The sequence below is a fragment of the Marinifilum sp. N1E240 genome (assembly GCF_009295825.1).
GTDB classification, from domain to species: Bacteria; Bacteroidota; Bacteroidia; order Bacteroidales; family Marinifilaceae; genus Marinifilum_A; species Marinifilum_A sediminis.
The window spans coordinates 102,551-126,183 of sequence record NZ_WHKF01000003.1 but is presented as its reverse complement, the minus strand read 5'-3'; the positions used below and the strand labels follow the sequence as shown (position 1 = coordinate 126,183).

16 protein-coding genes are annotated in these 23,633 nt (G+C 34.8%); 5 read left to right on the top strand and 11 right to left on the bottom strand.

All coding sequences use genetic code 11. The features are described 5' to 3' along the window. Positions 1–38: 38 nt before the first annotated feature. The 5 genes from GCQ56_RS09530 to hpf all read right to left on the bottom strand — a co-directional run bounded on the left by GCQ56_RS09530 (position 39) and on the right by hpf (position 5,804). The gene (locus tag GCQ56_RS09530) at positions 39–962 is read right to left on the bottom strand and encodes a DUF4249 domain-containing protein (RefSeq protein WP_152734242.1); all 924 of its coding nucleotides are present in this window, start codon (positions 960–962) and stop codon (positions 39–41) included. A gap of 4 nt (positions 963–966) precedes the next feature. Beyond that, positions 967–3,549: a TonB-dependent receptor gene (locus tag GCQ56_RS09525; protein WP_227006042.1), complete on the bottom strand. Its 2,583-nt coding sequence runs from the start codon at positions 3,547–3,549 to the stop codon at positions 967–969. A 106-nt stretch (positions 3,550–3,655) separates the two neighbouring features. Continuing rightward, a complete protein-coding gene (locus tag GCQ56_RS09520; RefSeq protein ID WP_193323760.1) occupies positions 3,656–4,603 on the bottom strand; it encodes a FecR family protein in 948 nt (315 codons plus the stop codon). Between the two features lie 190 nt (positions 4,604–4,793). After that, on the bottom strand, positions 4,794–5,339 hold the full coding sequence (locus tag GCQ56_RS09515) for an RNA polymerase sigma-70 factor (protein WP_152734240.1): 546 nt from the start codon (positions 5,337–5,339) through the stop codon (positions 4,794–4,796). A gap of 144 nt (positions 5,340–5,483) precedes the next feature. Beyond that, entirely contained in the window at positions 5,484–5,804 is a 321-nt protein-coding gene (hpf, locus tag GCQ56_RS09510; RefSeq protein WP_299993572.1) for a ribosome hibernation-promoting factor, HPF/YfiA family, read from the bottom strand. 480 nt (positions 5,805–6,284) lie between these two features. Between hpf and GCQ56_RS09505 the strand changes: the two genes are divergently transcribed. Then, complete coding sequence (locus tag GCQ56_RS09505) at positions 6,285–6,575, top strand: hypothetical protein (RefSeq protein WP_152734239.1); 291 nt, start codon at positions 6,285–6,287, stop codon at positions 6,573–6,575. Positions 6,576–7,095: 520 nt separating this feature from the next. Continuing rightward, positions 7,096–8,343, top strand: a complete 1,248-nt coding sequence (locus GCQ56_RS09500; protein ID WP_152734238.1) for a hypothetical protein — start codon at positions 7,096–7,098, stop codon at positions 8,341–8,343. Positions 8,344–8,369: 26 nt separating this feature from the next. Here the strand turns inward: GCQ56_RS09500 and GCQ56_RS09490 are convergent, their stop codons facing one another. Continuing rightward, on the bottom strand, positions 8,370–9,707 hold the full coding sequence (locus tag GCQ56_RS09490; protein ID WP_152734237.1) for an MATE family efflux transporter: 1,338 nt from the start codon (positions 9,705–9,707) through the stop codon (positions 8,370–8,372). Positions 9,708–10,042: 335 nt separating this feature from the next. Here GCQ56_RS09490 and GCQ56_RS09485 point away from each other — a divergent pair, with 335 nt between their 5' ends. The 3 genes from GCQ56_RS09485 (at position 10,043) to GCQ56_RS09475 (ending at position 12,470) form a co-directional block, all read left to right on the top strand. Beyond that, complete coding sequence (locus GCQ56_RS09485; protein WP_152734236.1) at positions 10,043–10,618, top strand: Crp/Fnr family transcriptional regulator; 576 nt, start codon at positions 10,043–10,045, stop codon at positions 10,616–10,618. A gap of 242 nt (positions 10,619–10,860) precedes the next feature. Continuing rightward, a complete protein-coding gene (locus GCQ56_RS09480) occupies positions 10,861–11,739 on the top strand; it encodes a helix-turn-helix domain-containing protein (RefSeq protein ID WP_152734235.1) in 879 nt (292 codons plus the stop codon). A 101-nt stretch (positions 11,740–11,840) separates the two neighbouring features. Beyond that, positions 11,841–12,470 (top strand): LysE family translocator, encoded by a 630-nt coding sequence (locus GCQ56_RS09475; RefSeq protein ID WP_152734234.1) that lies wholly within the window; start codon positions 11,841–11,843, stop codon positions 12,468–12,470. Positions 12,471–12,794: 324 nt separating this feature from the next. On the opposite strand, the gene bglX is transcribed toward GCQ56_RS09475, so the two are convergent. The 5 genes from bglX to GCQ56_RS09450 all read right to left on the bottom strand — a co-directional run bounded on the left by bglX (position 12,795) and on the right by GCQ56_RS09450 (position 23,571). Further along, positions 12,795–15,068 carry a beta-glucosidase BglX gene (gene bglX, locus GCQ56_RS09470; RefSeq protein ID WP_152734233.1) on the bottom strand — a complete coding sequence of 758 codons (2,274 nt, stop codon included), beginning with the start codon at positions 15,066–15,068 and terminating at the stop codon, positions 12,795–12,797. Continuing rightward, positions 15,069–17,252, bottom strand: a complete 2,184-nt coding sequence (locus GCQ56_RS09465) for a glycoside hydrolase family 3 protein (protein ID WP_152734232.1) — start codon at positions 17,250–17,252, stop codon at positions 15,069–15,071. Positions 17,253–17,305: 53 nt separating this feature from the next. Continuing rightward, positions 17,306–18,766, bottom strand: a complete 1,461-nt coding sequence (locus GCQ56_RS09460; protein ID WP_152734231.1) for a glycoside hydrolase family 30 beta sandwich domain-containing protein — start codon at positions 18,764–18,766, stop codon at positions 17,306–17,308. Between the two features lie 81 nt (positions 18,767–18,847). Continuing rightward, on the bottom strand, positions 18,848–20,383 hold the full coding sequence (locus tag GCQ56_RS09455) for a RagB/SusD family nutrient uptake outer membrane protein (RefSeq protein WP_152734230.1): 1,536 nt from the start codon (positions 20,381–20,383) through the stop codon (positions 18,848–18,850). Between the two features lie 116 nt (positions 20,384–20,499). Beyond that, positions 20,500–23,571 carry a TonB-dependent receptor gene (locus GCQ56_RS09450; protein WP_193323758.1) on the bottom strand — a complete coding sequence of 1,024 codons (3,072 nt, stop codon included), beginning with the start codon at positions 23,569–23,571 and terminating at the stop codon, positions 20,500–20,502. Positions 23,572–23,633: the final 62 nt, after the last annotated feature.

The window sequence follows — 23,633 nt, the reverse complement described above, 5'->3', positions numbered from 1 at the left end:
TTCCATCTTGCCATGCAAGAGAAGCCTCTTTCTGTATATTAGTCTGTTTTGTGAATGACTGATGTTCGCGTTATGGAATAGACCGCAAAATAGCCAATTGCATTATTTGTGATGTTTGATGTGATATTACCTGGAGGACCAGAGAACATACTTTGCCCTTGATCCATTTCTTGTAATTGATTCACAAAATCATAATATCCTTCATCAATAGCATAAGTCTCTAATGTGATTTTATCCATATTTTGGAGAATCTCATCAGGTTTATATTGATTAAATTCACCTACATTACTACCTTTTGTTTTTTCTCCATTAAAGTAGGTATCCTCTTGTACTAAAACTTCTGTAATGGTATCATGTACCAATACATCATTTATTCTACAGGCAAATCCATAGTAATCTTCAGTTTCAATATTATCTTGCATATATAATGAAACCAACCAGAAAGCTCCGTTATCATCATCATCTCTTCCACGTTCCGATTCGTAATCCGGATCAAAATTCATTTCGATATAATCAACTTTATATGGCTGCTTCATAGTAGAATGCGCAACATACTCTTCCATGGTTCCATCCTTATTGATATCTACATTTGTGATTGACAAAGAATAAGTTTTTCCTGGTTCACCCGCAAATTCCAATTCACTTTCATAATAACCCGGTTTTGTTTCCAGGTAATTATAATTAGTATTTCCATTGCTTACATTAATTGTTGCATTGGCTACCGACGGTGCTTCTTCATTATAGAAAACATCACTTGACTCTTTAAGTATCACAAAGTGTTTCTTAAAATCGGAAGTAAGAGTTGCCTCAATAGATAATTTGGTTTCGCCACTATCAACATCAACATTGATTTCTTCGGTACAGCAAACCAATAAAAAGCTTAGTAATAATAAATATATTGGCTTTATATGATTTTTATAGGAGCAGAAATGTAAGATCATGTTCTTAAAATATATTTGCATGATTTTAGAATTTAAAGTTATAAGTAATGGATGGTACAAATGTGAACAAATACGTTTTCTCAGCCTTCATCACGTTCGGATTGTCATCATCTTGAGTAAAGCTAATATACCATGGATTTTTTCTACCATAAGCATTGTAAAGAGAGAAGTTCCATTCTCCTTCCCACTTGCGACCAGGTTTCTTTTTGCCTTTTAAGGTTACAGCTAAATCCAATCGATGATTGTCTGGCATTCGATATGAATTTCTATCAGAATATATTTTGATTAATGCTCCCTGATATTCGGCGCGCCCAACTGGATAGGTTACAGGAGATCCAGTAGAATAAGTGAAATTCGCCGATACAGTTGTTCTTTTTGTGAGCTTATAGCTTAAAGCTGCTTTAATATTGTGTGGCACATCATAAGGTGAGCGATAGGATTGACCATTGTTAATGCCTTCCATTGTTCTTTTTGTTCTAGACCAAGTATATCCAATCCAACCTTGTAATCGGTTAAAACTAAGGTTCGTTGTGAGTTCAAAACCATAGGCTTCCGCCGATCCTGTTCTCAGTTCACCTTCCAGATGTTTATTGAGTAATAGATCCGCAAAATCCTTAAAATCAATTGCATTGTGCATCTTTTTATAGTATCCTTCTAATGACATCTCTATAGTATTGTCGCGAAAGTTTCTAAAATAGCCAACTGCAAACTGATCGGATGTTTGAGGTTTTACATTTGGAGATGCAGGAAACCAAACATCTAATGGCAAACCACCAGTAGAGTTTTGAGTCAGTTGCATGTATTGAGTGGTTCTGGAATAGCTCATCTTAACCGACGAAGTAGGTCCGACGGTATACTTTAATCCAAATCGTGGTTCCCAATTGGTATAGGTGTTAAAAATATCACCTTTTTTGTAGGTAGTAGAATCCACTACATTATAGTTTTCATCAAAATCATAAACAGTGCCCTTACCAACATTGTTGAACATGCTAAAGCGCAAACCGTATTTTAAGGTTAGGCGATCGCCAATTTTTTGTTCATTTGAAATGTATAATCCCTCTTCCAATGCATTGGACTCATTTACACGATAATCTGAAAATAAAGATTGTTCACCCAAACCAAAGGCATGACCAGGTTCTAATTTGTGATAGGTAAATATCCCACCAAATTTGATGTTGTTATTGGCATTTAGAAAGTAGTTGAAATCCAGTTTAGCTGAATAATCTTCCATGTTTGATTGCCATTTAAAAGCATCAGCACCCAATCGGTTCGATAGTTCGTAATCGTATTTACTATAAAGGAAGGTAGCATTAGAAAATAGCTTATTTGAAAAAAGATGATTCCAGCGTAGGCTTACTGTTTTATTTCCATAGTTTAATTCATTTTCATTACTCTTGAATTTATCTTTTCCCAAATAAGTGGAAACAAAAAGCCTGTTTTTATCATTAAATCGATGATTGATTTTCGCATTAACGTCATAGAAATAAACAGTATTGTCTTTTACATCTTCATCCGAAGATAGCTTTAAGAACAAATCGGCATAACTTCTTCTTCCTGAAAGCATAAAAGAAGTTTTTTCATTTTTACCGATAGGTCCTTCCAAAGTCAATCTTGAAGAAACCGTTCCAATGCCACCATTGCCACTAAATTTTTTGCTGTTCCCATTTTTCATTCTTATGTCCAGAAAAGAGGACAATCTACCTCCAACACTGGCAGGAATGTCACCTTTGTACAGTTTCATATCGCTTAATGCATCATTATTGAATATCGAGAAAAAGCCAAGTAGGTGAGAGGCATTGTAAACAGGAGCTTCGTCGAGAAGCAATAGGTTTTGATCCGGATTTCCGCCACGAACGCTAAAGCCACTAGATCCTTCAGCTGCAGGTTTTACTCCCGGAAGCATTTGTACCGCCTTAATTAGGTCAACCTCACCCATTAAGGCGGGTAACTTTTTTATGGTTGAAGCAGGTATTTTAACAACACTCATTTCTGCTCTTTCCACATTACTTGCAGCCGCTTCTCCTCGCACTACTACCTCTTGAATTTGCAAATTATCAGCAGCCAATTCTATATTTATATTCTTGTTATCGGTTATTTCCAATACCTGAGTTTGAGTTTTTGTTCCCAGGAAAGAGAAGCTTACCGTATAGTAACCTGAAGGGATACTTAAGGAATAAAATCCATAAGGATTGGTTATGGTTCCTTTTTTTAATTCCTTGATATAACAAGCGGCGCCAATTAAATCTTCACCATTATTTGCATCCTTAATGTATCCACTTATGGTAACAGTTTTTGGAGGGATTTGTTTAAAGGCAATTTGCTTTCCAATAATCTTGTATTTTACCTGTAATTGCAGACTTATTTTATCTAAAATTACCCTTAGCTGATAGGATTTTTTACCCAGGTAAACTTTCTTTTTACCCAAGTTATTATTTCCAGGATAACTTGCATTTAAACCTGTTTGCTTCTGTATTAATTTCATCAAATCTTCGAAAACATAGTTCTCCTGATTTGTTTTAATAGTGTATGTGTCTTTTGATTGAGACATACCAGTATTCGCCCCAAATAGTAAGAATAGTATTGTAAGGGGAAGAAATATATTTTTCATGTGATTATTATTTCTTTTTATTTGCTACATGGAACTCCCGATGAATTTTAATTATTCCTTTGTATGAATTGTGGAATGTTAAAATTCATGTTCGTTTCATCTAAAATTATTTTAGTAGGATGTATTCTTTATTTCTTTCGATTTCAAGATCTAAGGAAAAGGAAATGGATTCAAGTATATGATCTAAATCCTGATCTTCGAAAGTAGCGGTCATTACAAGCTGTGGGATAATATGACCTTTTATCCTGATATTGATATTATATAGCTCTTTTAAATCATTACAGATTAATTCTAATTTCTCATTTTCATATTCTAAGTATTTAATTTTTAGCTGATTGTTGTTTGAGTGTTTGCCTAATAATACAACTTTTTGTTTGGCAATATAATTGGCAAAATCACCTTTCACCAGTCTAACCTTGTTCCCCGGATCATCAACTTGCATAAATTCTACAATTCCCGATTCAACTGTAATAGAGGTTTTGCTAATGCCTTCCGAAATTCGAAATGATGTACCCAACACTTTTGTTTTAGTCAGACTGGTGGTGATAATAAAAGGTCTGCTTTTGTCTTTTGCTACATCGAAAAAAGCTTCTCCTGTTAGTTTTATAGTTCTACTATGTTCTGAAAAATTCTTTGGATAAGAGATAGTTCCATTCTGGGCCAGTAGGATTTTTGTTCCATCTTCTAAATTCAAAACCTTATCAATATTTGTATTGTTCTTTACCAAAATTAGGTTTGAATCTCCAATAAATACGAAAAAAGAAGTGATACTAGTTGCAATTAATATGGCAATAAGCGCAGCATATCGCATCAGTTTTCTAATTTGAAACTTTTTTGATGCTGCCTTCTTTTTCTGTAGTTCAAGCAAAGCTTTTTCCGAATCGAATACTATCTGTTTAGATTTTATTGATTTGCAATCCCAGTAAAATTGAAGCTCTTCGAAGTATGCTATATTTTTGGGATCATTTTCTATCCATTTTTTTATCCTCTGTTTTGTTTGTTCATTACATGTTTCATTTAAATAATCAGTGAGTAATTCGGTATTAATTTTCATGACCCTGAATTTTAAATTGCATTTTTTGTAGAGTAACACCATTTATTCTTTTGAAATATAGATGGCGAAAGAATCCCGGTAAATCTTTACTCTATAGGTAAGACAGCCAAAATTCATTTACCCCTATTCAAAATTTGTTTTTTTGAAAAATAAGTTGTGCTTGTGATGAACTTTCTGATTATGATATGTGTTATTTTCTTCTTGAAAATAGAAAATAAATCAGTAAATCAGATTTATTCAATTGAGCTCTCAATTTTTTTATAGCAGAGTTCATTTGATTTTCAATGGTTTTTTTTGAAATATTTAGAGATTCTGAAATTTCCTTGTATGACATTTTTAGATTGCGTCGCATGATGAATACTTCGCGACAGCGTGGAGGTAAATTGTCTATTGCTTTTTCAACCTTAATTTTAATGGCAGAAAGATTTTGTTCCCGGTTTAATTCGAAAGATGTGTCGATAGGATCCTCTATTTCTTCAATAGGAAGAATAGATTGTTGCATCTTTTTCTTTATTGCATCGATACTGGCATTTTTTACCGCACGATACAGATAGGATGATATAGAACTGTTGATATTGGGTTTCTTGTCCCAAATTTTAAGAAAGATTTCCTGTACTAAATCTTCGCTCAAGTCCTGATCAGAAAGTAAAGAATAGGCATAATTGCACAAAGGAGAGTAGTACTCTTTGAAGCAGGTTTCAAAATCAATGTCCTTAGTGGGGGTGGATATTTGCATTTCTCATTCTCCTTTGAATTGTCCAAAAATAGAAATATTATCCAATTAATTGGTGAGATTAAATGTGAAGAAACGTTAATCTTTATTTTGGAGGGGAGTAGGCATAAAAAAACCTCCGCTTTTTGCGGAGGTTTAACCTTGAGATTATCTCTTGTCTTTATATCTTAGAATTTGGCTTCTTAATGCTTCAGTTACCAAATCTGTTGCTTCTTCGAATGTCTTGCTTTTCTTTTTGGCGAACAATTCGTTACCTGGAACATTCATTTTTACCTCAACTACTTTATTCTCTTTGTTACTTGCCTTGTCTACATTTAAAATTACATCGTATGTTGTAACCTTATTCTCCAACTTCTCAAGTTTCTTTAATTTTTGGTTAATGAATGCTTCTAACTTCTCATCTGCCTTAAAACCTACGGATTGCATTTTCATGTTCATCACAATTCCTCCTATATTTGATATACACACGGGTGTATAAGTTAATATTCTGATAAATATAAACCGGTTTCTTTTCTTGCGCGTATGTTCAGCTTCGTTAAGCCTTTTCGATTAATCTTTGTACTTTGAAAGTACGTAAAAATTCTAAGCTTAGGAAACCAAACAAGCGTTTTTATTGAAGTTTAACAAATATTAATTTTCAAAGTATTCAAAATAAGCCTACTAAAATTTTAAGTTTTTTAAATGTTAAAACTGTTGAGGAATTTTAACACTTGAATATTCTGTTTAATGCCTATGATTACTGCTAAAATAACTGATATTGAGCTATTTTGTTTTATAAAATGATCACTTATATGCAGATTTCATGATAAAAATCAGTTTTTGTTTGTGTGTTAATTGTTAAATTGAAAAGATGTTACTTCTTGTAATAGAGGGGAATCAATAAAGAAATATTTACTTTTAAAGTATAGAGTTAATAATTAATTTTTTAATAAGGCATAAGTAAGGTTTATGAAAATACGTTTAATAGTATTTGCAGTTAATATTTTAATTTTGATTCTTGCATGGTTTCTACTCGATGTAGATTATTCGGATAAATTTATAAATGAGAATGTTATTGATAAGATTTTATTGAGTATTGGACATCAATATGTCAGATTTATATTTTTATATACATTAATATTAGGTATATCGTTTATTGGAACAATTGTATTTGGATTAATAAAGAGAAAAGATCTGTTTTATGGTTTTTTGTATTGCCTTCTATTGAATTTGATGAGTTTGTTGATACATTTATTATAGCTGTACTTTTTCTGATTATATAATCTTGACGTATTAAATGAAGCCATGCAATTGCAAAAGTTCAATTTTGTAATTGATGAATATCTACTTTCATTTATAAACTGTAGTCTCTTACGTAAATATGCCTATGTTTTACCTCGAACTTTACTTTATGGGTAATGTTGTGGGTGAGTATTGCCTGATGTAAATAATAAGCTAATAGTGAGGGTGAATATTCATATTGTTATACTATTAAAATTTTCTCATTACTATTAAATCTTAATAGTAATAAGATGTTGATGGAGACATAATCTTGTTAGTTTTTTTATTGTTGTCTGGAATTATTGAGGTGGACAGATGGGCGATAAAATGCTAACAACATCCGTGGATCTGTCAGAGTTTTGCTTTCGAAAAGTTCTTTCGCGATTTAAATTTAACAAAAGCAAGATGTAAATACAGCTAAAAAGTTAATAATTAGTTAACATTTTAATAAGATATTTCTTAAATTGAGGAATACTTATGAAAAGGAGGACTATTTGTTATGGCAAAAAAGAAGAAAAAAGGCAAAAACAAGCAAGTTATACGTAAACCCTTAACTAGAAAGGAAGGTATTAAGGTGTTTGAAAAAAAGATGTATGAATTTTTAATTAACAAGTTTCCTCATAAATACGAGCTTCGTTTTACACAAAAAGAAATGAAGTACATGTATATTTATCGGATTGTGGTGCCAAATCCGGTCAAAACCGAAGGTCAGAATACGAGTGCCAATGAACTGAATCGAATTGGACATATTATTCAAAAGAAATTGCGTGAACCTATGTTATGTCATGATGGAGAATGGTACAGTACTATTGAATTGGGATTGTTGTATTGCTATTTTAATAATATGAATAACAATAATACTACACCTCAAAGGCGTATGGAATTGTGGCAGTATATTGGGAGTGCCAGTAAAATTGAATTAAGTCCTGATCAAATAACTATGCATTATGTAGCTGCATTTAGAAAAACCGTTACAGCTATTTCGAGTGTTAGAAATATGATTTATAGCTTGGATCTGCGTGAAACGTATTGTGATCCAAATAATCCTGCATTAGAATTTGGTCATCGGTTGGGCGTTGGATATGCAAGTAAAAAATCAATTGATATTAATGGGAATTCCAGATTGGTTTATCGATTTGTTTTGCCACGCATACATAATGAGCCTTGGTATGGGCAAATGTATGCTTCAGACTTAAAAGAGGTGTATAGCGGAAATAAGAAAATGCTGGATATATATATTCAATCTCATGCCTTGGAACGCTTAAGGGAAAGGTTAGACTTGTTGGATGAAGAAGCTATCAACTATGCCATATACGAAAATTTTGATGCACTTCAATTCACTATCTTAAGTAACGGTTACATCTTAATTACAATTAAATTGTTTCAATGCAAAGTAGGTTACTTTATTGCCAATATTATTAAGGATGATTTTGTAATTCGAACCTTCCTGTTTATTACCCATGCTACCACTCCGGAAGGAGATAAACTAAAAGAGATCTGTGGATTGGGAAGAAATGATGTGCCTTACTGGAAGATAGATCGCTTGAGTACTTTTATGAATGTGGATGCAGAACAATATCCTAAACTATCTGCCATGTTCGAAGAGGCGGGCTGTGGAGATTTGTTTAAACTCCATAATGAAGAATTCTCGGTTGAAGCCATGCAAACTGCCAATTTGGATGGCTTAAGAGATTATATCAAAAGTGGAAAGCAGGAGGTGTCCGATGAGGTGCTGGAATCGAGTTGATCCTCAGCACCCATGGAAAAATAATCTTAGTACTTTTTAAGGATGTATTTGTATCGTATTTGGAAAAGAACCGAACAAACTAGCAATCCTACTGGAAATCCGAACCAAATTCCTACTGCACCAAAATTCCATTTAAAAGCAGATAGATAACTGAATGGAATAGAAATAAGAAAATAGGAGATAAATGTGATGATGGCAGGAATTCTAGCATCGGCAAAACCTCTTAAGGTTCCCGCAAGTATAATTTGAATTCCATCTACCAGTTGGAAGATACTACAAACAATTAGCATTTGTGCCGCCAGGTTTATAACTGTAATATCTTTTGTAAATAGGAGAGGTAACAGATGGCGTGCACCTATAAATACAATAACAATAATAGCAGAATAGAGGTACATTAAATTCATCGCTGTTTTAGTCGCTCTAATAATCCCATCATTATTGTTTTCACCTTTATAGTGACTAACACGGATGGTTGTACCAGCTCCTAAGCCCTGATAAATCATGAAACCGAGGGTAGAGAGGGTAATTGCTATTTGGTGTGCAGCCAGGTCGGCTTCGGTTAGCCAACCCATCATAATAGCACATAAACCAAAAGCACTAGCTTCCATCACAATTTGTCCGCCCAAAGGAATTCCCAGTTTTATAATACCTACAAATCTGTTCCAGGAGAAAACGCTTTGCTTGTGCAATTTCGCGAAGAGTTTGAATTTATTATTTCTATAAAAAAGAATGATAAAAGAGAGAGCCATAAATATTCGAGCCAATAAGGTTCCAATACCCGCACCAGTTAGCCCCATTTCGGGAGCGCCAAATTTACCATACATAAACACATAATTACCCATCGTGTTTATCACATTAGCCCAAAGCATAATTTTCATGGCTGTTTTTGTATCGCCCACACCTTCGGCAAATTGTTTGTAGCCATAAAATACCATCATTGGGATTACCGATGTCATTAATATTGCCAAATAATCCCGCGAAGGTTTCAGGATGGATTCGGGTTGTCCCATGTAAGGAATCAATACATATAAAATCAGTAATAGTAAGGCTAAAGCTACGCCCATAAAGGCATTGGCGAGTATCCCATTTTTTATCCATGATCCTATTGAATCGTGATCTTTTTCGCCCCAGCTTTTGCCAATTAGCGGGGTTAAGGCAAAGGAATATCCCATTCCGAATATCAATACCAGACTGAATAAGGTGTTTGTGAATGATGCCGCGGCAAAGGGTATGGTACCCAATTGTCCAATCATTACATTGTCGATTAATCCGACGGTAATTTGTCCTGCCTGTGCGATAATCACAGGAATGCTTAGTGAAAGTGTCTTTTTGTATTCACCAGTTTCTTGCTTCCAAAATCTCATAATAAGCTTAAAATTGACCTGTATACTCAATCCTATATCTTAAATGCTAAGTGATATTTTCACAAACAAATAAGATATTCTGCAATTGAAATACAGATGTTGTTAATAAATGAAATGGGAATAAAACGAAAGCTTACCCTATAGTTTACCTCTTTTGTTTTGTACTCTTTTCGAAACTGGCGTTACGGATTTCAAGCTGTGAAATGTGGCAAAACAAATATCCGATGCAAACGAGTCGTTGTATTTCTATACCCTGTTTGTTCTGACTGCAAATATATTTTAGTCTAATAGCTTTTTGCTTTACATTTGTTAAGTCTTAATCGAAAATTGTTTTTATGAGGAATGTAATGTCTGCCATCGATAGGTATTATAAGTTGTCGAATCAAAGCAAAGATCTTATCATTAGTGAGCTTGAACCTTTCCGTTTGAAGAAGGGCGATATTTTGATACATGAACATAGGTCGTCACCTTTTTTATATTTTATCGAAAAAGGAGCTGTGAAGAATCATTATATCGATGATAAGGGCAACAAACAAGTGGTTTGGTTCGGTTTCGAAGGCGACATTTGTTTTTCTCTAAATTCTTATATCAACATGTCGTATATGCACGAAACCACCGAATTGATTGAAGATAGTTTGTTTTATAGAGTGAAAATAGTTCATGTGAAATCTTTGTTTCAGGATTATTTGGATTGGGCAAATTGGGGACGTTGCTTCATGGAAAATGTTTTTATAAAAACAGTAAAGGAATTGGATGAGTATAAGGCATTAACAGCGAAAGAAAAATATCTCAGCTTAATTGGACAAAATCAGAATGTGAAGGAAAGAGTACCCTTAAAAGATATTGCATCCTATTTGGGGGTATCGGCTGTTACCATAAGTCGATTAAGAAAAGAATTGGGCGGAAGATAGGAGGTGAAAACAACAATTTTTTGTGAATACTTCATGAGTTATACTGCAACAATATGTTTGAGTATTTCATGATTCAAACTTTTCGGTATTCGCCTAAGTTACCACTTTCGGAGGAGAAAGCTTTAAAAAAAATGTGGCTTGTATAGGAGTGAAACTATTTACGGGAAGCTAATTAATTGGCAGGAATTAGGAATGATTTATTGTTTATTCCCTAAAAAAAGTTAGCTTGCAGTCCCCTGATTATGATTACACAATCTTTTAAAAAGAGAATGACTGCCATGAAAATTCTTGAATTACAAAATGCGAATCACGATCATTTGTCCTTTCAAATTGTAGATGTCAAGCATAATCCTATGTATGATTATAAGAAAAAGCATAGGCATGATTACTTTGAATTTATTTTGTTTGAGAAAGGGGGAGAAGGTTCACAATTGATCGATTTTGTCGAATATCCAATAAGTGAAAAAACATTGGATATTGTGATGCCTAATCAAGTTCATTTGTTAAATCGTCTTAACGAGGAAAATGGTATCATTCTTCAGTTTACAAAAGAGTTTTTACACTCCAGTCTTTTACTATCTCATATCGATTTTACCTCATCTTTACGGATGAATCCACATACGAAATTGACTTCTGAAAATTTCGATACCCTATTTGATAGTTTTAAAAAATTAAAGAGGTTGTACAATTCTGATAAAAAATTTAAAACTCAGCAGTTGCGACATTTGTTTGCCTATGTTTTTTATCAGGTGCTTGATGTTTTACCTAAAAAATCAGAAGCTATGGTTCGTGATAATTTGATAAATCAATTTATCGATTTAGTTGAATGTAATTTTAAGGTAAATAGGACGGTGGCTTTTTATGCAAATAAACTAAATGTATCGCTTAGTAAGCTGAATACCGAATTAAAAGAAAAAGTTGGAAAAACACCTTTGCAGGTCATTCACGGCTTATTAATCCTTGAAATTAAGAGATTGCTTATGATCGAACAATTAACACACAAGGAAATCAGTTATCGACTCAATTTTGATAGTCAGAGTTCTTATAGCCGATTTGTCTTGAAAAATCTCGGTTGTAAACCGTCAGAACTAAAAGAACAACTTCAGAATATTCTACAATAAATCAAGAGAACTATAAATAGCACAATTTTAAGTGAATTTTGCTAATGTCACCTGATCCATTTCCCGCTTTCTTTGAATTTCTAAAAAAGGAGTTGTAAGAAATGGAAATAGAATTGGTATTGTCTTTTTTAAGTGCATCCTTGATTTTATCAATTATGCCTGGTCCTGATAATATTTTTGTATTAACAGAAAGTGTTACGAAAGGGCACCAAAATGGTATTGCTATTTCGATGGGTTTATCGCTTGGCGTAATGATTCATACATTGGCAGCAGCTTTAGGTTTGTCCTTAATTATTCAACAATCGGCATTGGTCTTTTCCGTAATTAAGTATTTAGGTGCTGCCTACTTACTTTATTTGGCAATTACCGCCTTAAGAGATAAATCGAAGAGTAACAAGGATGAGCAGATTCAGGAAAATGAGACAATGAGTTGGATGCAATTGATTCGTAAGGGATTCTTAATGAATGTTCTAAATCCTAAAGTATCACTATTTTTTATTGCCTTCTTGCCACAATTTGTAAGTAATTCAGGTATCAATATTAGCATACAAATGATTGTATTGGGATTTATTTTTATGATTCAATCATTAGTAGTATTTAGTTTGATTGCGATTCTTTCAGGTCGATTGAATCAGTATTTGGACAGTCCGAAGTTTTGGAAGATTACCCGGTGGAGTAAGTTTGGAGTCTTATCTGTCTTGGCAGGATTGCTATTGGTATCGGAAAAATAATAAACTTGAGTATTAACCTACTAGTATATTTAATGATCTTAGGGGATCAGAATTGTGAAGTCACCTTTTGGTGACTTTTTTTGTTTTTACAGTTAACAGTATGTTGTTTTAGCACAATTTTATGTTGATATTGCTAAATGTTTCGAACTTAATTCTGTGTTACTTTATATTGTCAAATAAAAAAACATTTGGTGAGTATAGGGGAAAGGTGCATTGTGGTTAATGGGATTTTTCCCCTTTCTTAATTGCAATGATTTAGTAAAAAAAATAGGTCGTCACGAATGACAACCTATTGGTACAAAAAATCACATAATACTAACTAAATTATTGTATAAAACTAACTACTATTTTCTGAACTTCTTGAGAATTTGTTCCAACGTAAATGTTATAATCTCCACTCTCAAATAAAAACTCACCTTCAGGAGAATAGTATCCTAAATCTTTTTGGTTCAATTCGAATATAATTTTTCGTTCTTCATTAACTGCCAGCTTAATTTTCTTGAAAGCTTTTAATTCTTTAACAGGTCTGGCAAAAGATGCTGAAGGAGCCTGAATGTAGACTTGTACTACTTCTTCACCTTCATATTTTCCTGTATTTGATAATAGAAGACTAAGTTTTATTGATTCGTTTAACTGATAAGATTCTTTATCGATTTTAACCTGAGAATAGGTGAAATTTGTGTAGCTCAAACCATATCCGAAAGGAAATAAAGGAGTATTTGGAGCATCGGTATAGTGTGACCAAAATACATTCCCCGATGGAGTAGGACGACCAGTTTTCATGTGATTGTAATAAATTGGACATTGTCCAACATTGCGAGGAAAAGACATGGTCAATTTCCCAGCTGGATTGTAATCACCAAAAAGAACATCAGCAATTGCATTGCCAGATTCGCTACCTGCAAACCAGGTTTCTAAAATGGCATCAGCTTTTTCAGCAAGTTCGGGAATGGCTATTGGGCGACCATTCATTAACACTACAACCACGTTTTTATTTACTTTACGTATTGCATGGAACAGTTCCATTTGCAAGCCTTTTAACTGTATATCAGTTTGACTTCTTGCTTCTCCTGTCTGCCAGCAATCCTCTCCAATTGTTAGCAATACAACCTCAGATTGTTTTGCAGCTTTAATGGCTTCTGAAAATTCAGATCTGTCATTATTGTTGTAGGTGAGTTCTTGTAAGAAACTTCTTTCCCCAACAGTTAGGTCACAACCTTTAGCGTAATTAATTTTTGTATTGGGCGATACTGCTGCCTTAACACCTTCAAGTAATGATACAGCAGAGTTGGTAATTGCTTTTGCTCGCCAACTTCCTAATGGAACATCTTTATCATTGGCTAATGGACCAATTATGGCTAATGATTTGATCTCTTTTGAAAGAGGAAGGATTTGTCTGTTATTTTTTAGCAAGACCATCGATCGTTTGGCAACTTTTCTTGCAGCAGATCTATTTTCTTCATTGTAAATCCGTTCTTTTTCTCTCTCTGGATTTGAATATTTGTATGGATCATCAAACAATCCTAGCTTGTATTTAATTTTTAAAATACGGCGGACTGCATCATCAATTAAGTTTTCATCAACTTTTCCTTCTGCTACCAATTCTTTTAAATAGGGCAGATAAGCATCCGATTCCATATCCATATCCGAACCTGCATTAAGACACCTTTCTGCAGCTTTTTTTAAATCTTTTGCTGCACCATGATAAGCTACTTCCTCAATGCTTCCCCAATCGGATACCACAAATCCTTCATATTTCCATTCGCCTTTCAGTAAATCTCGTTGCAGATATTTATTTGCTGTTGCCGGTGTACCATTAATAATATTAAAGGAGTTCATAAATGTGGCAACTCCCGAATTGGCAACTGCTTTAAACGGAGGAAGAACAATATTGTGTAGTGTATAGCTTCCAATGTCAACTGTATTGTAATCTCTACCTGATTCTGAAAATCCATAAGCTGCGAAATGCTTGGCACAAGCAGCAATTGTATAATCATCGGAAAGATCATCGCCTTGAAAACCTTGGACGCGGGCAAGGGAAAAGATGCTAGCCAAATAAGGATCTTCTCCACAGCCTTCCATTACGCGTCCCCAGCGAGCATCTCTGCCAACATCCATCATAGGTGCGAATGTCCAGTGCAGACCTGCTGCCGAAGCTTCTTTTGCCGCTACCTCTGCTGAAAGTTTTGCCATTTCGGGTTCCCAGGATGATGCTTCTGCCAGTGGGATAGGAAACATGGTTTTGTAACCATGAATTACATCGTAAGCAAACATCATTGGAATTCCCAGTCGGCTGTTTTCTACAGCCAGTTTTTGTGCTTCATAAGTTTCAGAGGCTCCATTTACATTAAGCATAGAGCCTACTTTTCCATTTTTAATATTATCAAGTTGATTCTGAATATTATCATTTTTGGGAGCCGGACCAGTCATTTCCCATCTACTCGTACATTGGTTCAATTGACCAATCTTTTCTTGTAAATTCATTTTAGACATCAAGTCATTTACAAACTTATCAGCTTTACTTGCAGTTGTGTCTTGTTTGGAACAAGCCGAAAGTAGCAAGAAGTAAATTATCCCAAAAATTAAATATTTTCTCATCTATTCTACATCAATTTTAGTTGTGTTAATGATATTCTTGGAAGATGTACCAATCATTAGTTTAAATTGTCCGGTTTCTAACTTCCAATTCATTTTTTTATCATCAAAGAAGGCTAAGTCTTTTACTGGAATATCAATTTGAATGGATTTACTTTCACCTGAATTTAAAGATACTTTTTTGAAACCTTTCAATTCTTTTAGCGGTCTTAAAACCGAGGATTTTACATCGTTTACATATACTTGAATAAGTTCCTTTCCGCTCAAGTTTCCAGTATTTTTTATTTCACAAGTAATAGAAATAACATCCTCTTCTTGGTATATCTTTTTGTCTGTTTTTACATTGGTGATTTCAAAATCAGTATATGAAAGCCCATAGCCAAATGCGAATAAAGGTTTAATGTTTTTTGTATCGTGCCAACGATAACCTACTAATATATCTTCTTTGTATTCCTGGTTTACACCATCACCCGGATAGGATATTTCTCCAAATGAATGGGCTGCATTATCTTCCAGTTTTACTGGGAAAGTGAAAGGTAATTTACCCGATGGATTTACATCTCCTGATAGAATATCAGCAATGGCATTTCCGGCTTCACTTCCTAAATACCAAACCTGAGCAATTGCTTTTACTTTTGAGATCCAAGGCATTTTAACAGCATTCCCGCTAACAAGAACAATTGCTGTATTTTGATTTACTTTTAATATTTCAGAAAGCAGTTCATCCTGTCCAAAAGGAAGAGAAAATTGTAAACGATCATCACCTTCACAATCCTGATGATGATTTTTGTTTAATCCTCCTACAAACAGAACCATATCGGCTTGTTTGGCAATTTTAATGGCTTCTGATTGAAGAGAATCTGCATTTAGTTTAGAAGGAATTACTCTTCCGTATGCCGAAGGACCTGACGAATATCCCATTGCATGCAATATTTTTGCATTTGCAAATCGTTTCTGTATTCCTTCCAAAGGAGATATTTCATGAATGGTTTTCAATTCCGATGATCCACCACCAATGGTCATCATGCGAGTAGCATTCTCGCCTATTACCGCAATTGTTTTTGTTGTTTCAGGATCGATAGGAAAGAAGTTGTTCTCGTTTTTCAATAATACAATACCTTCTTGTGCAATTTCACGAGCAACATCAAAATGTTCCTGACTATTCATACTTCCAAAAGGTCTGGAATTGTCCATATTGGTTCTGAACATCAATCGAAGAATGCGTTTAACTTTTTCGTCAACTACACTTTCATCAATCTCTCCATTTTCAATCATTTTTCTTAAAGGATTTGCCAGATAATAGTTATCGTAGGCATTTTTAGAAGAGCTTGTAAGTCCATCAGTTCCGGTTCCCATTTCAATATCTAAACCATAAAGTGCAGCTTGTTTGGTGTCGTGAGTTGCTCCCCAATCGGTAACCAAAACACCATCAAATTCCCAGTCTCTCTTCAGAATTTTATTTACTAATAATTCGTTGTGACAACAATATTGACCTCTGTATTGATTGTATGCTCCCATAATAGACCATACATTTCCTTCTTGAACTGCTGCTTTAAAAGCAGGTAAATAGATTTCATACAAAGCTCTGTCACTTAATTCCACATTAATATGATCTCTCCAATGCTCCTGATTGTTGAGTACGTAATGCTTTACACAAGCTGCAACACCATTTTCCTGTACTCCATGAATATAGGGAACTACCATTTTCGAAGCCAAATATGGATCTTCTCCCATGTATTCAAAGTTTCTTCCATTTAGAGGAGTACGGTAAATGTTAACACCAGGTCCAAGAAGAATATCTTTCTTACGATACCTTGCTTCTTCGCCTATGGCTTTTCCATACTTGTAAGACAATTCAGGATTAAATGTGGCGGCTAAACAGGTAAGTGCAGGAAAAGCTGTGCAGGAGTCGTTTGTCCAATTGGCATGACTCCAATCATCCCATGCAATCTCAGCACGAACACCATGTGGACCATCGGACATCCAAATTTCAGGAATTCCTAATCGGGGAACTCCTTTTGAACTAAATTTTGATTGAGCATGGCACATATCAAGCTTTTCTTTTAAACTTAGCTGTTTTATTATTTCCTCTATTTTTTGATCCATTGATTCTGAGCTGTTTTGTGCAAATAAGGGAATTGTTCCTATAAGAATTGAAAGAAGTATGATGAAGAATAAATTTTTCATGTCGGTTGGTTTTGGTTAATCGATATATTAAAATTGCAGCCTGTAAAGTTGATTTAATAAATAATGGTTTGTATTGCTCTTGCAGGTATTTCAATTTGCGAAGCAACATTGGCTCCAACATAAAGCTTATAATTTATTTTCTGATCAGAATCATTCATTACAACCGTAATCATTTTCCCATCTTCGTTGAGAAATGACGTACTTTCCAAGAAGCTAATGCTGGAAACAGTACTAACTCTTTTTGCCCCAGGGCGAATGTATTTTGAAAAATGACCTAAATAGTAATAGGATGGAGTATAGATTAGGCTATCTGTTCTGGTATCTGCATGAATTGGGGCGAAGCACAAATTATTTACATGATTTGGTCCACCTGTTTCATCCAAAAGTATATTCCAATCGGTCCAACCAACAGTTCCCCTATTAAAATCGTTAATAATAGAGTGACCATATCTCTCTGCATTTGACCAATGTTGATATTTTTCAGGATCGAAACTTTCGTTACATCCTTCTGTAAATAATAGTTTTTTATCAGGATAAGCTTCCTGAATCTTTTGTAGATTGTCGAACATTGGTTCACCTTTTCTCCAGGTTTCGTACCAATGGAAACCAGTTCCCCAAGCATATTTAGATGATTCAGGATCATCGAATATGGTATTTGCTCGATGTGTAATTAAATCTCGATTGTGATCCCATACCACTATGTTTTTATCTCCCAATCCTTCTTTTTCCAATATTGGACCGAGGTGATTTTTAAGGAAGTCACGTTCTTCTTCTGCAGTGTATATGCAAGATTCCCATCGTTGAACTGCCATTGGTTCATTTTGAATGGTAATTCCCCAAACAGGAATTCCTTCTTTCTCGTATGCCTTTATGAATTTTGCATAGTATTTAGCCCAGGAATCGTAAAATTCAGGTAATAATTTTCCTCCTTGCAGCATGTTCTTGTTATCCTTCATGAAAGCTGGTGGGCTCCATGGACTTGCATAAAATAGCATACTTCCACCTGCTTTTTCAATTGCTCTTTTAATCATAGGCAATCGATATTCTTTATCAACGTCAATGGAAAATGTCTTTAATTCTTTATCACCTTCTTCAATATAGGTAAAGTTCCCTTTACTAAAATCACAAGAGTGAATTGATGTTCGCATTAAGGTGTAATCGATACCTTCTTTGGAATAATAGGCATTTAATAATTCTTCCTGATTTTCTTTTGAAAGTTTAGCAAAAACTTCTGCAGAGGCATCTGTTATTGCTCCTCCAATTCCAATAAAGCTTTGAAAAGTATTGTTGGGATTCACAAAAATCGAGTTCTCGGTTTCCTTGGCTTGCTCTGATTTCGTAAATGCAATTTCACCGGTATTACTCAAGCGCAAGTCGGTATCTTTTGCGGTGGTGATTACTCTTGCTTTTTTTCCTTTTACACTAAAAGAAGTAGCTGTTTGAACAGATTCTGTACTCTTAGGTTGAGTACAAGCAACGAGTACAATTGCTAAAATTGGAATGTATCTTTTCATAGTAAATGGTTCTTAATCCATAAAATAGGGGAAGACTACCTCCAAGTGAGGTAGTCTTTTTATAATTGTATGTAGTTGTTTTTAATAACCAGGATTCTGATCAGTTTCACTCATTGCATTATTCGCAATAATTTCATTTTGAGGAATAGGAAACAACTCGTGTTTGTTAGCCGTGTATCCTAAATTCCCAAGCTCTTGAACTGCAAGATCCCAACGAACTAAATCCCAATATCTGCTTCCTTCAAAAGCGAGCTCTAACTGTCGTTCACTAACAATAGCCTGAAACATATCATCTGATCCTGTAATATCTGATAAACCTGCACGAGATCTTACTTTATTGATCTCAATTAATGCTTGTCCCGGACTACTTGAAAAGTGATAAGCTTCGGCTGCCATTAGTAAAACATCAGCATAGCGCATCAATCGCCAGTTTACGGTATAATTCAAATCTGGCACACCACTTTCACTTGTTTCAGATGGTTTGGTTACATATTTTAAACGCATGAATCCTTCGTAATCATGAGCATTTGGATCTTCAATAACTCCACCAGTTGCTTCAAAATCTGCAGCTGACATTAGCGTTGCATTTCCACGCTCAGTATCTCCAGCATCAATAAAAGCCTGACCAATTTTAGCAGAAGGCATGTTAAAACCCCAACCATTAGCAATGTCTAAACTTGATCCTGAAATGTTGAATAAGTTGCTTCGAGGACCTTGCAATTGAATTTCAATATTGTTTTCGTTACCTCCACCCCAAGGGAAATTTCCCCAATCATAAGATTCTTGTGCGGTATATGAAATTTCGAATAATGATTCTTGTCCAAATTCTGTTTCTTTTGTCCAAACATCAGCAAAGTCAGGTTCTAGATCGTACTCATTACTACTTATAACAGAGGCAAGTTGAGTGGCAGCTTCCGCATACTTTTTCTGATACAAAAGAGCTTTTCCATAGTATGCCTGAGCAGTTCCTTTTGAAAAACGATATTGATCAGGAGCACTGTACTCACTCTTTAATGGGAGATCAACAATAGCTTCAGAAAAATCCTTTTCAATTTGAGTATAAACTTCTTCAGCTGATGATCTTGGTAAATGATAATCAGCAGAGCTAACCGGATTTGTAGTCATAAGGGGTACACCACCAAATAGTGTAACCATTTCGAAGTATTGATATGCACGAAGAGCTTTTGCTTCAGCAATCATTTCTTTTTTTGCATCTGTTTCCGGCTCAACTAAATTGATAATGGTATTGGCGGAACTAATCGCTTTGTAAAAGTTAGTCCAAATGCCTTCAATCTTCGCGCTAGTGGTTTGAATTGCAAAATCATCAATGTTTTGATATCCGGTTTGATCACCAGGCGATGAACCAGCCAAACAATCATCAGCCGGTAAGTTTTTAATAAAATAAACACTTGCCCAGGCTCCACTGGAAAAGTTATTCTGCATAGAGTTGTAAATACCAACAATTACTGTTTTTACTTCGGCATCTGTTTCCATGTAGGTTTCAGTCGACAGTTTACCTATAGGTTCCTTATCCAGAAAGTCATCTTCGTTACACGAAGCAATAGAAAAAGTCAGAGCTAATCCTATTATGTATTTATAGTACTTTGAATATTTCATCTGTTTATATTTTTCATGTTATGATCAGATGGAACTTGTCATTATTCAACAATCATTTTCTTGTATGAGTTATTAATTATTGAATAAAAAACGTTTGATTTGTTCCGTTTTTAATATTAGAAGTTTACAGATACACCAAAAATTACTTTTCCTGCAATTGGATATAATCCTCTATCAACACCTTGTCGTGTATTGTCAGAACTTCCTGCTTCAGGATCTAAACCTTCGTAATCAGTAAAGGTGAAAAAGTCATCAAGAGAGACAAATACTCTTGCACGATCGATACCTACTTTTTCTAGTATTGATTGTGGTAAAGTATAACCCAATTGGATTTGTTTGATTCTCATGTAAGAACCATCAGAAACCATTAAATCACTTCGGTAAATATGATTGTCGTCGTTATTTGCAGCTGGACGACTCGCGTTTGTGTTGTTTGGTGTCCAACGATCATCATACATGAATTTTGGCTTGTTAGAGAATTGTCTGTCAGAACGGAACCAGCCCATAAATACATCGTTTCCTTTCGAACCTTGAATAAAAAGATTCAAATCGAATCCTTTGTATTGAGCATTGAAGGTAGCACCATACAAAATATCTGCATGAGGATCTCCAATATAGGTTTGGTCAGCATCTGTGATTTCTCCATCTCCATTAACATCAACAACATTGACCTCTCCGTTTGTAGAGTTTACACCATCAGTTTTAAAGCCTTTAAAGTACCAAATTGGGAGTCCTTCTTCAAACCAAGTTAAGTTGTATCCTCTTAAATTATCCCCTTCAACAGGAGAGTCTACATCCAATCTGGTAACCTCATTATCAAGAGTAGATAAATTAAGGTTGACACTGTATTTGAATTCATGATCTCTATTGGTGTAACCCAATTCAAAGTCAAATCCTTTGTTTGTAACATCTCCTACATTCTGAATAGGAAAATCCCTACCCGTTGATAATGGACCACTACCTTCTGCTAATAAGTCCTTTGTTTTTTTATGGTAATAATCGGCAGAAAAGGAGATCTTTCCATTCAATGCTCTTAAATCAAAACCAAGGTCAAGCTGTTCAGTAGTCTCCCATTTTAAATCAGGATTTGGATGTTTTTCAATAGCAGCACCTGATTGATAATTATCGTTTTCATCACTTCCCGGATATTTGTGTCCAAAGGTATAGAACATCTGATCTTCATTTCCTGGTATGTTAGATCTACTACCATTTTCACCCCAACTGGCACGTAGTTTTAGGAAATCGATTCCTTTGATATCGAAGAAATCTTCTTCAGAAATAGTCCAACCTGCAGAAAATGCCGAGAAAACTGCCGATTGGTTATCCTTCGGAAATACGTCCGCAGCATCACGTCTTATCGAAAATTCCAACATGTATCTGTTTAGGTAGTTGTATGATAAACGTCCAAAGAATGAAGTCATCGCATGTTCTTCATAGCTACCGTCTATTTTGTCAGCATCATTTCCTGTAGCATATCCCTGATGAGCATATTGACTACCTTCCTTAGCTAAAGGACCAGAGTGCATGTTGTATTCTGGACTTTTTGATTCTTCAGCAGAATAACCAGCTAAAATTGTGAAGTCATGATCGCCAAATGCTTTGTTGTAAGAAGCAAAGTTCTCCCATAACCAGGTGTACCATTTGTTGATGTCATCATTTACATAGGTTTCAGGATTTTTACTTTCATCTGAGAAGTAATATTCAGGAGCCCAGTTGTGATCGGTTTGATAAGTTAAATCCAAACCAATTCTGGAAGTAAAAGAAAGTCCTTTGATAGGTTTAATGGTTGCATAAACATTTCCAAGAATTTTGTCCTGAATAATGTTATTTCTATAGGTGTCCAATAATGCAAGAGGGTTAGAAATTTCACCTGTTGCATACTCAGGTAAACCGTAGTATTTGCCACTTTTGTTTTTTAGAATTGTGTTTCCTTTATCAAGAAGATCTTGTACTCTAGCAGGAGTATCTTCATATGTTACAGGAGTTAAAGGATCAAGTAAAAGAGCTGAATTTACAGGACTTCTGTACTCATCATCTTCACCAATGTATTTTTGTTTTGAGTGTGAGAAACTAAAGCTATTTCCAACCTCTAACCATTCCTTAAGTTGACTTTTTACATTCGCGCGAGCAGTAAAACGTTCGTATTTTGCCTTATCATCACCAACAATACCATTCTGAGAATAGTATGAACCGGAAATTAGGTAGGTTGTTTTTTCGCTACCACCTGAGAAGCTTAAGTGATGCTTTTGCATTGGTGCAACTTCAAAAAGTTCGTCTAACCAATCGGTATCGTTTCCATTTAAAGTAACAGTTCCTGCGCCAGATTCTTCCATCCAATTTTTATATTCTTCAGCATTCATCAAATCCAAATCGCTTCGTGAGGATTGGAATCCATATTGAAAATCATAAGAAATTTTAGAAGCTCCAGGTTTACCGCTCTTGGTCGTAATCATGATTACACCATTTGCACCTTCGGTACCATAAATTGCTGCCGAGGCTGCATCTTTAAGAACTTCCATAGATTCAATATCACCCGGATCAATATTATTGATATCACCAGTTTTCATTCCATCAACAATAAACAATGGATTGGAATTTCCGTTTGAGTTGACACCGCGAATTCTAATTTTAGCACCTGCTCCAGGAGAACCTGAAGTAGATAGGATAGAAACACCAGCAGTTTTACCTTGAATGGCTTGATCGGCTCTTGAAACAGGAACATTTTGAATGTCTTCAGATTTTACACTGGAGATGGATCCGGTAACCAAACTCTTTTTTTTAACACCATAACCAATAACAACAACTTCGTCTACACTTAGTGCATCTTCCATCATTACTACGTTGATTGTAGTTTGATCGCCAACAAAAATCTCTTGTGTGGTGTGACCAATAAAACTAAATACGATATGGTTTTCGGGACTTGCGGTGATACTGTAATCTCCATCGATATTAGAAACTGTACCAATGGTTGTTCCCTTAATAGAGATGTTAACACCTGGTAGACCAAGACCAGATGAATCGGTTACTTTACCGGAAATTGTTTTATCCGAATTTTGAGCAAAAACCATAGCTGTACTCATTAAAACAGCTAGTAGAAAGAGAGCTGGTTTCATCAACCAATTCCCACTCGTTTGCTTACCATTATCCGAATAGGATAAGGTTGCCCTAGAATTGTTAGATTTTTTCATAAATTTGAAGTGATTCATTAGCGTTAATTTGTTATGAATTATTTGCCGGAAGGACTGGACCA

Bases quoted from the DNA above. Each gene is read 5' to 3' on its own strand.
- GCQ56_RS09530 (WP_152734242.1), bottom strand. From the start codon at position 962: ATGCAAATATATTTTAAGAACATGATCTTACATTTCTGCTCCTATAAA.
- GCQ56_RS09525 (WP_227006042.1), bottom strand. From the start codon at position 3,549: ATGAAAAATATATTTCTTCCCCTTACAATACTATTCTTACTATTTGGG.
- GCQ56_RS09520 (WP_193323760.1), bottom strand. From the start codon at position 4,603: ATGAAAATTAATACCGAATTACTCACTGATTATTTAAATGAAACATGT.
- GCQ56_RS09515 (WP_152734240.1), bottom strand. From the start codon at position 5,339: ATGCAAATATCCACCCCCACTAAGGACATTGATTTTGAAACCTGCTTC.
- GCQ56_RS09505 (WP_152734239.1), top strand. From the start codon at position 6,285: ATGAAAATACGTTTAATAGTATTTGCAGTTAATATTTTAATTTTGATT.
- GCQ56_RS09500 (WP_152734238.1), top strand. From the start codon at position 7,096: ATGGCAAAAAAGAAGAAAAAAGGCAAAAACAAGCAAGTTATACGTAAA.
- GCQ56_RS09490 (WP_152734237.1), bottom strand. From the start codon at position 9,707: ATGAGATTTTGGAAGCAAGAAACTGGTGAATACAAAAAGACACTTTCA.
- GCQ56_RS09485 (WP_152734236.1), top strand. From the start codon at position 10,043: ATGAGGAATGTAATGTCTGCCATCGATAGGTATTATAAGTTGTCGAAT.
- GCQ56_RS09480 (WP_152734235.1), top strand. From the start codon at position 10,861: ATGATTACACAATCTTTTAAAAAGAGAATGACTGCCATGAAAATTCTT.
- GCQ56_RS09475 (WP_152734234.1), top strand. From the start codon at position 11,841: ATGGAAATAGAATTGGTATTGTCTTTTTTAAGTGCATCCTTGATTTTA.
- bglX (WP_152734233.1), bottom strand. From the start codon at position 15,068: ATGAGAAAATATTTAATTTTTGGGATAATTTACTTCTTGCTACTTTCG.
- GCQ56_RS09465 (WP_152734232.1), bottom strand. From the start codon at position 17,252: ATGAAAAATTTATTCTTCATCATACTTCTTTCAATTCTTATAGGAACA.
- GCQ56_RS09460 (WP_152734231.1), bottom strand. From the start codon at position 18,766: ATGAAAAGATACATTCCAATTTTAGCAATTGTACTCGTTGCTTGTACT.
- GCQ56_RS09455 (WP_152734230.1), bottom strand. From the start codon at position 20,383: ATGAAATATTCAAAGTACTATAAATACATAATAGGATTAGCTCTGACT.
- GCQ56_RS09450 (WP_193323758.1), bottom strand. From the start codon at position 23,571: ATGAAAAAATCTAACAATTCTAGGGCAACCTTATCCTATTCGGATAAT.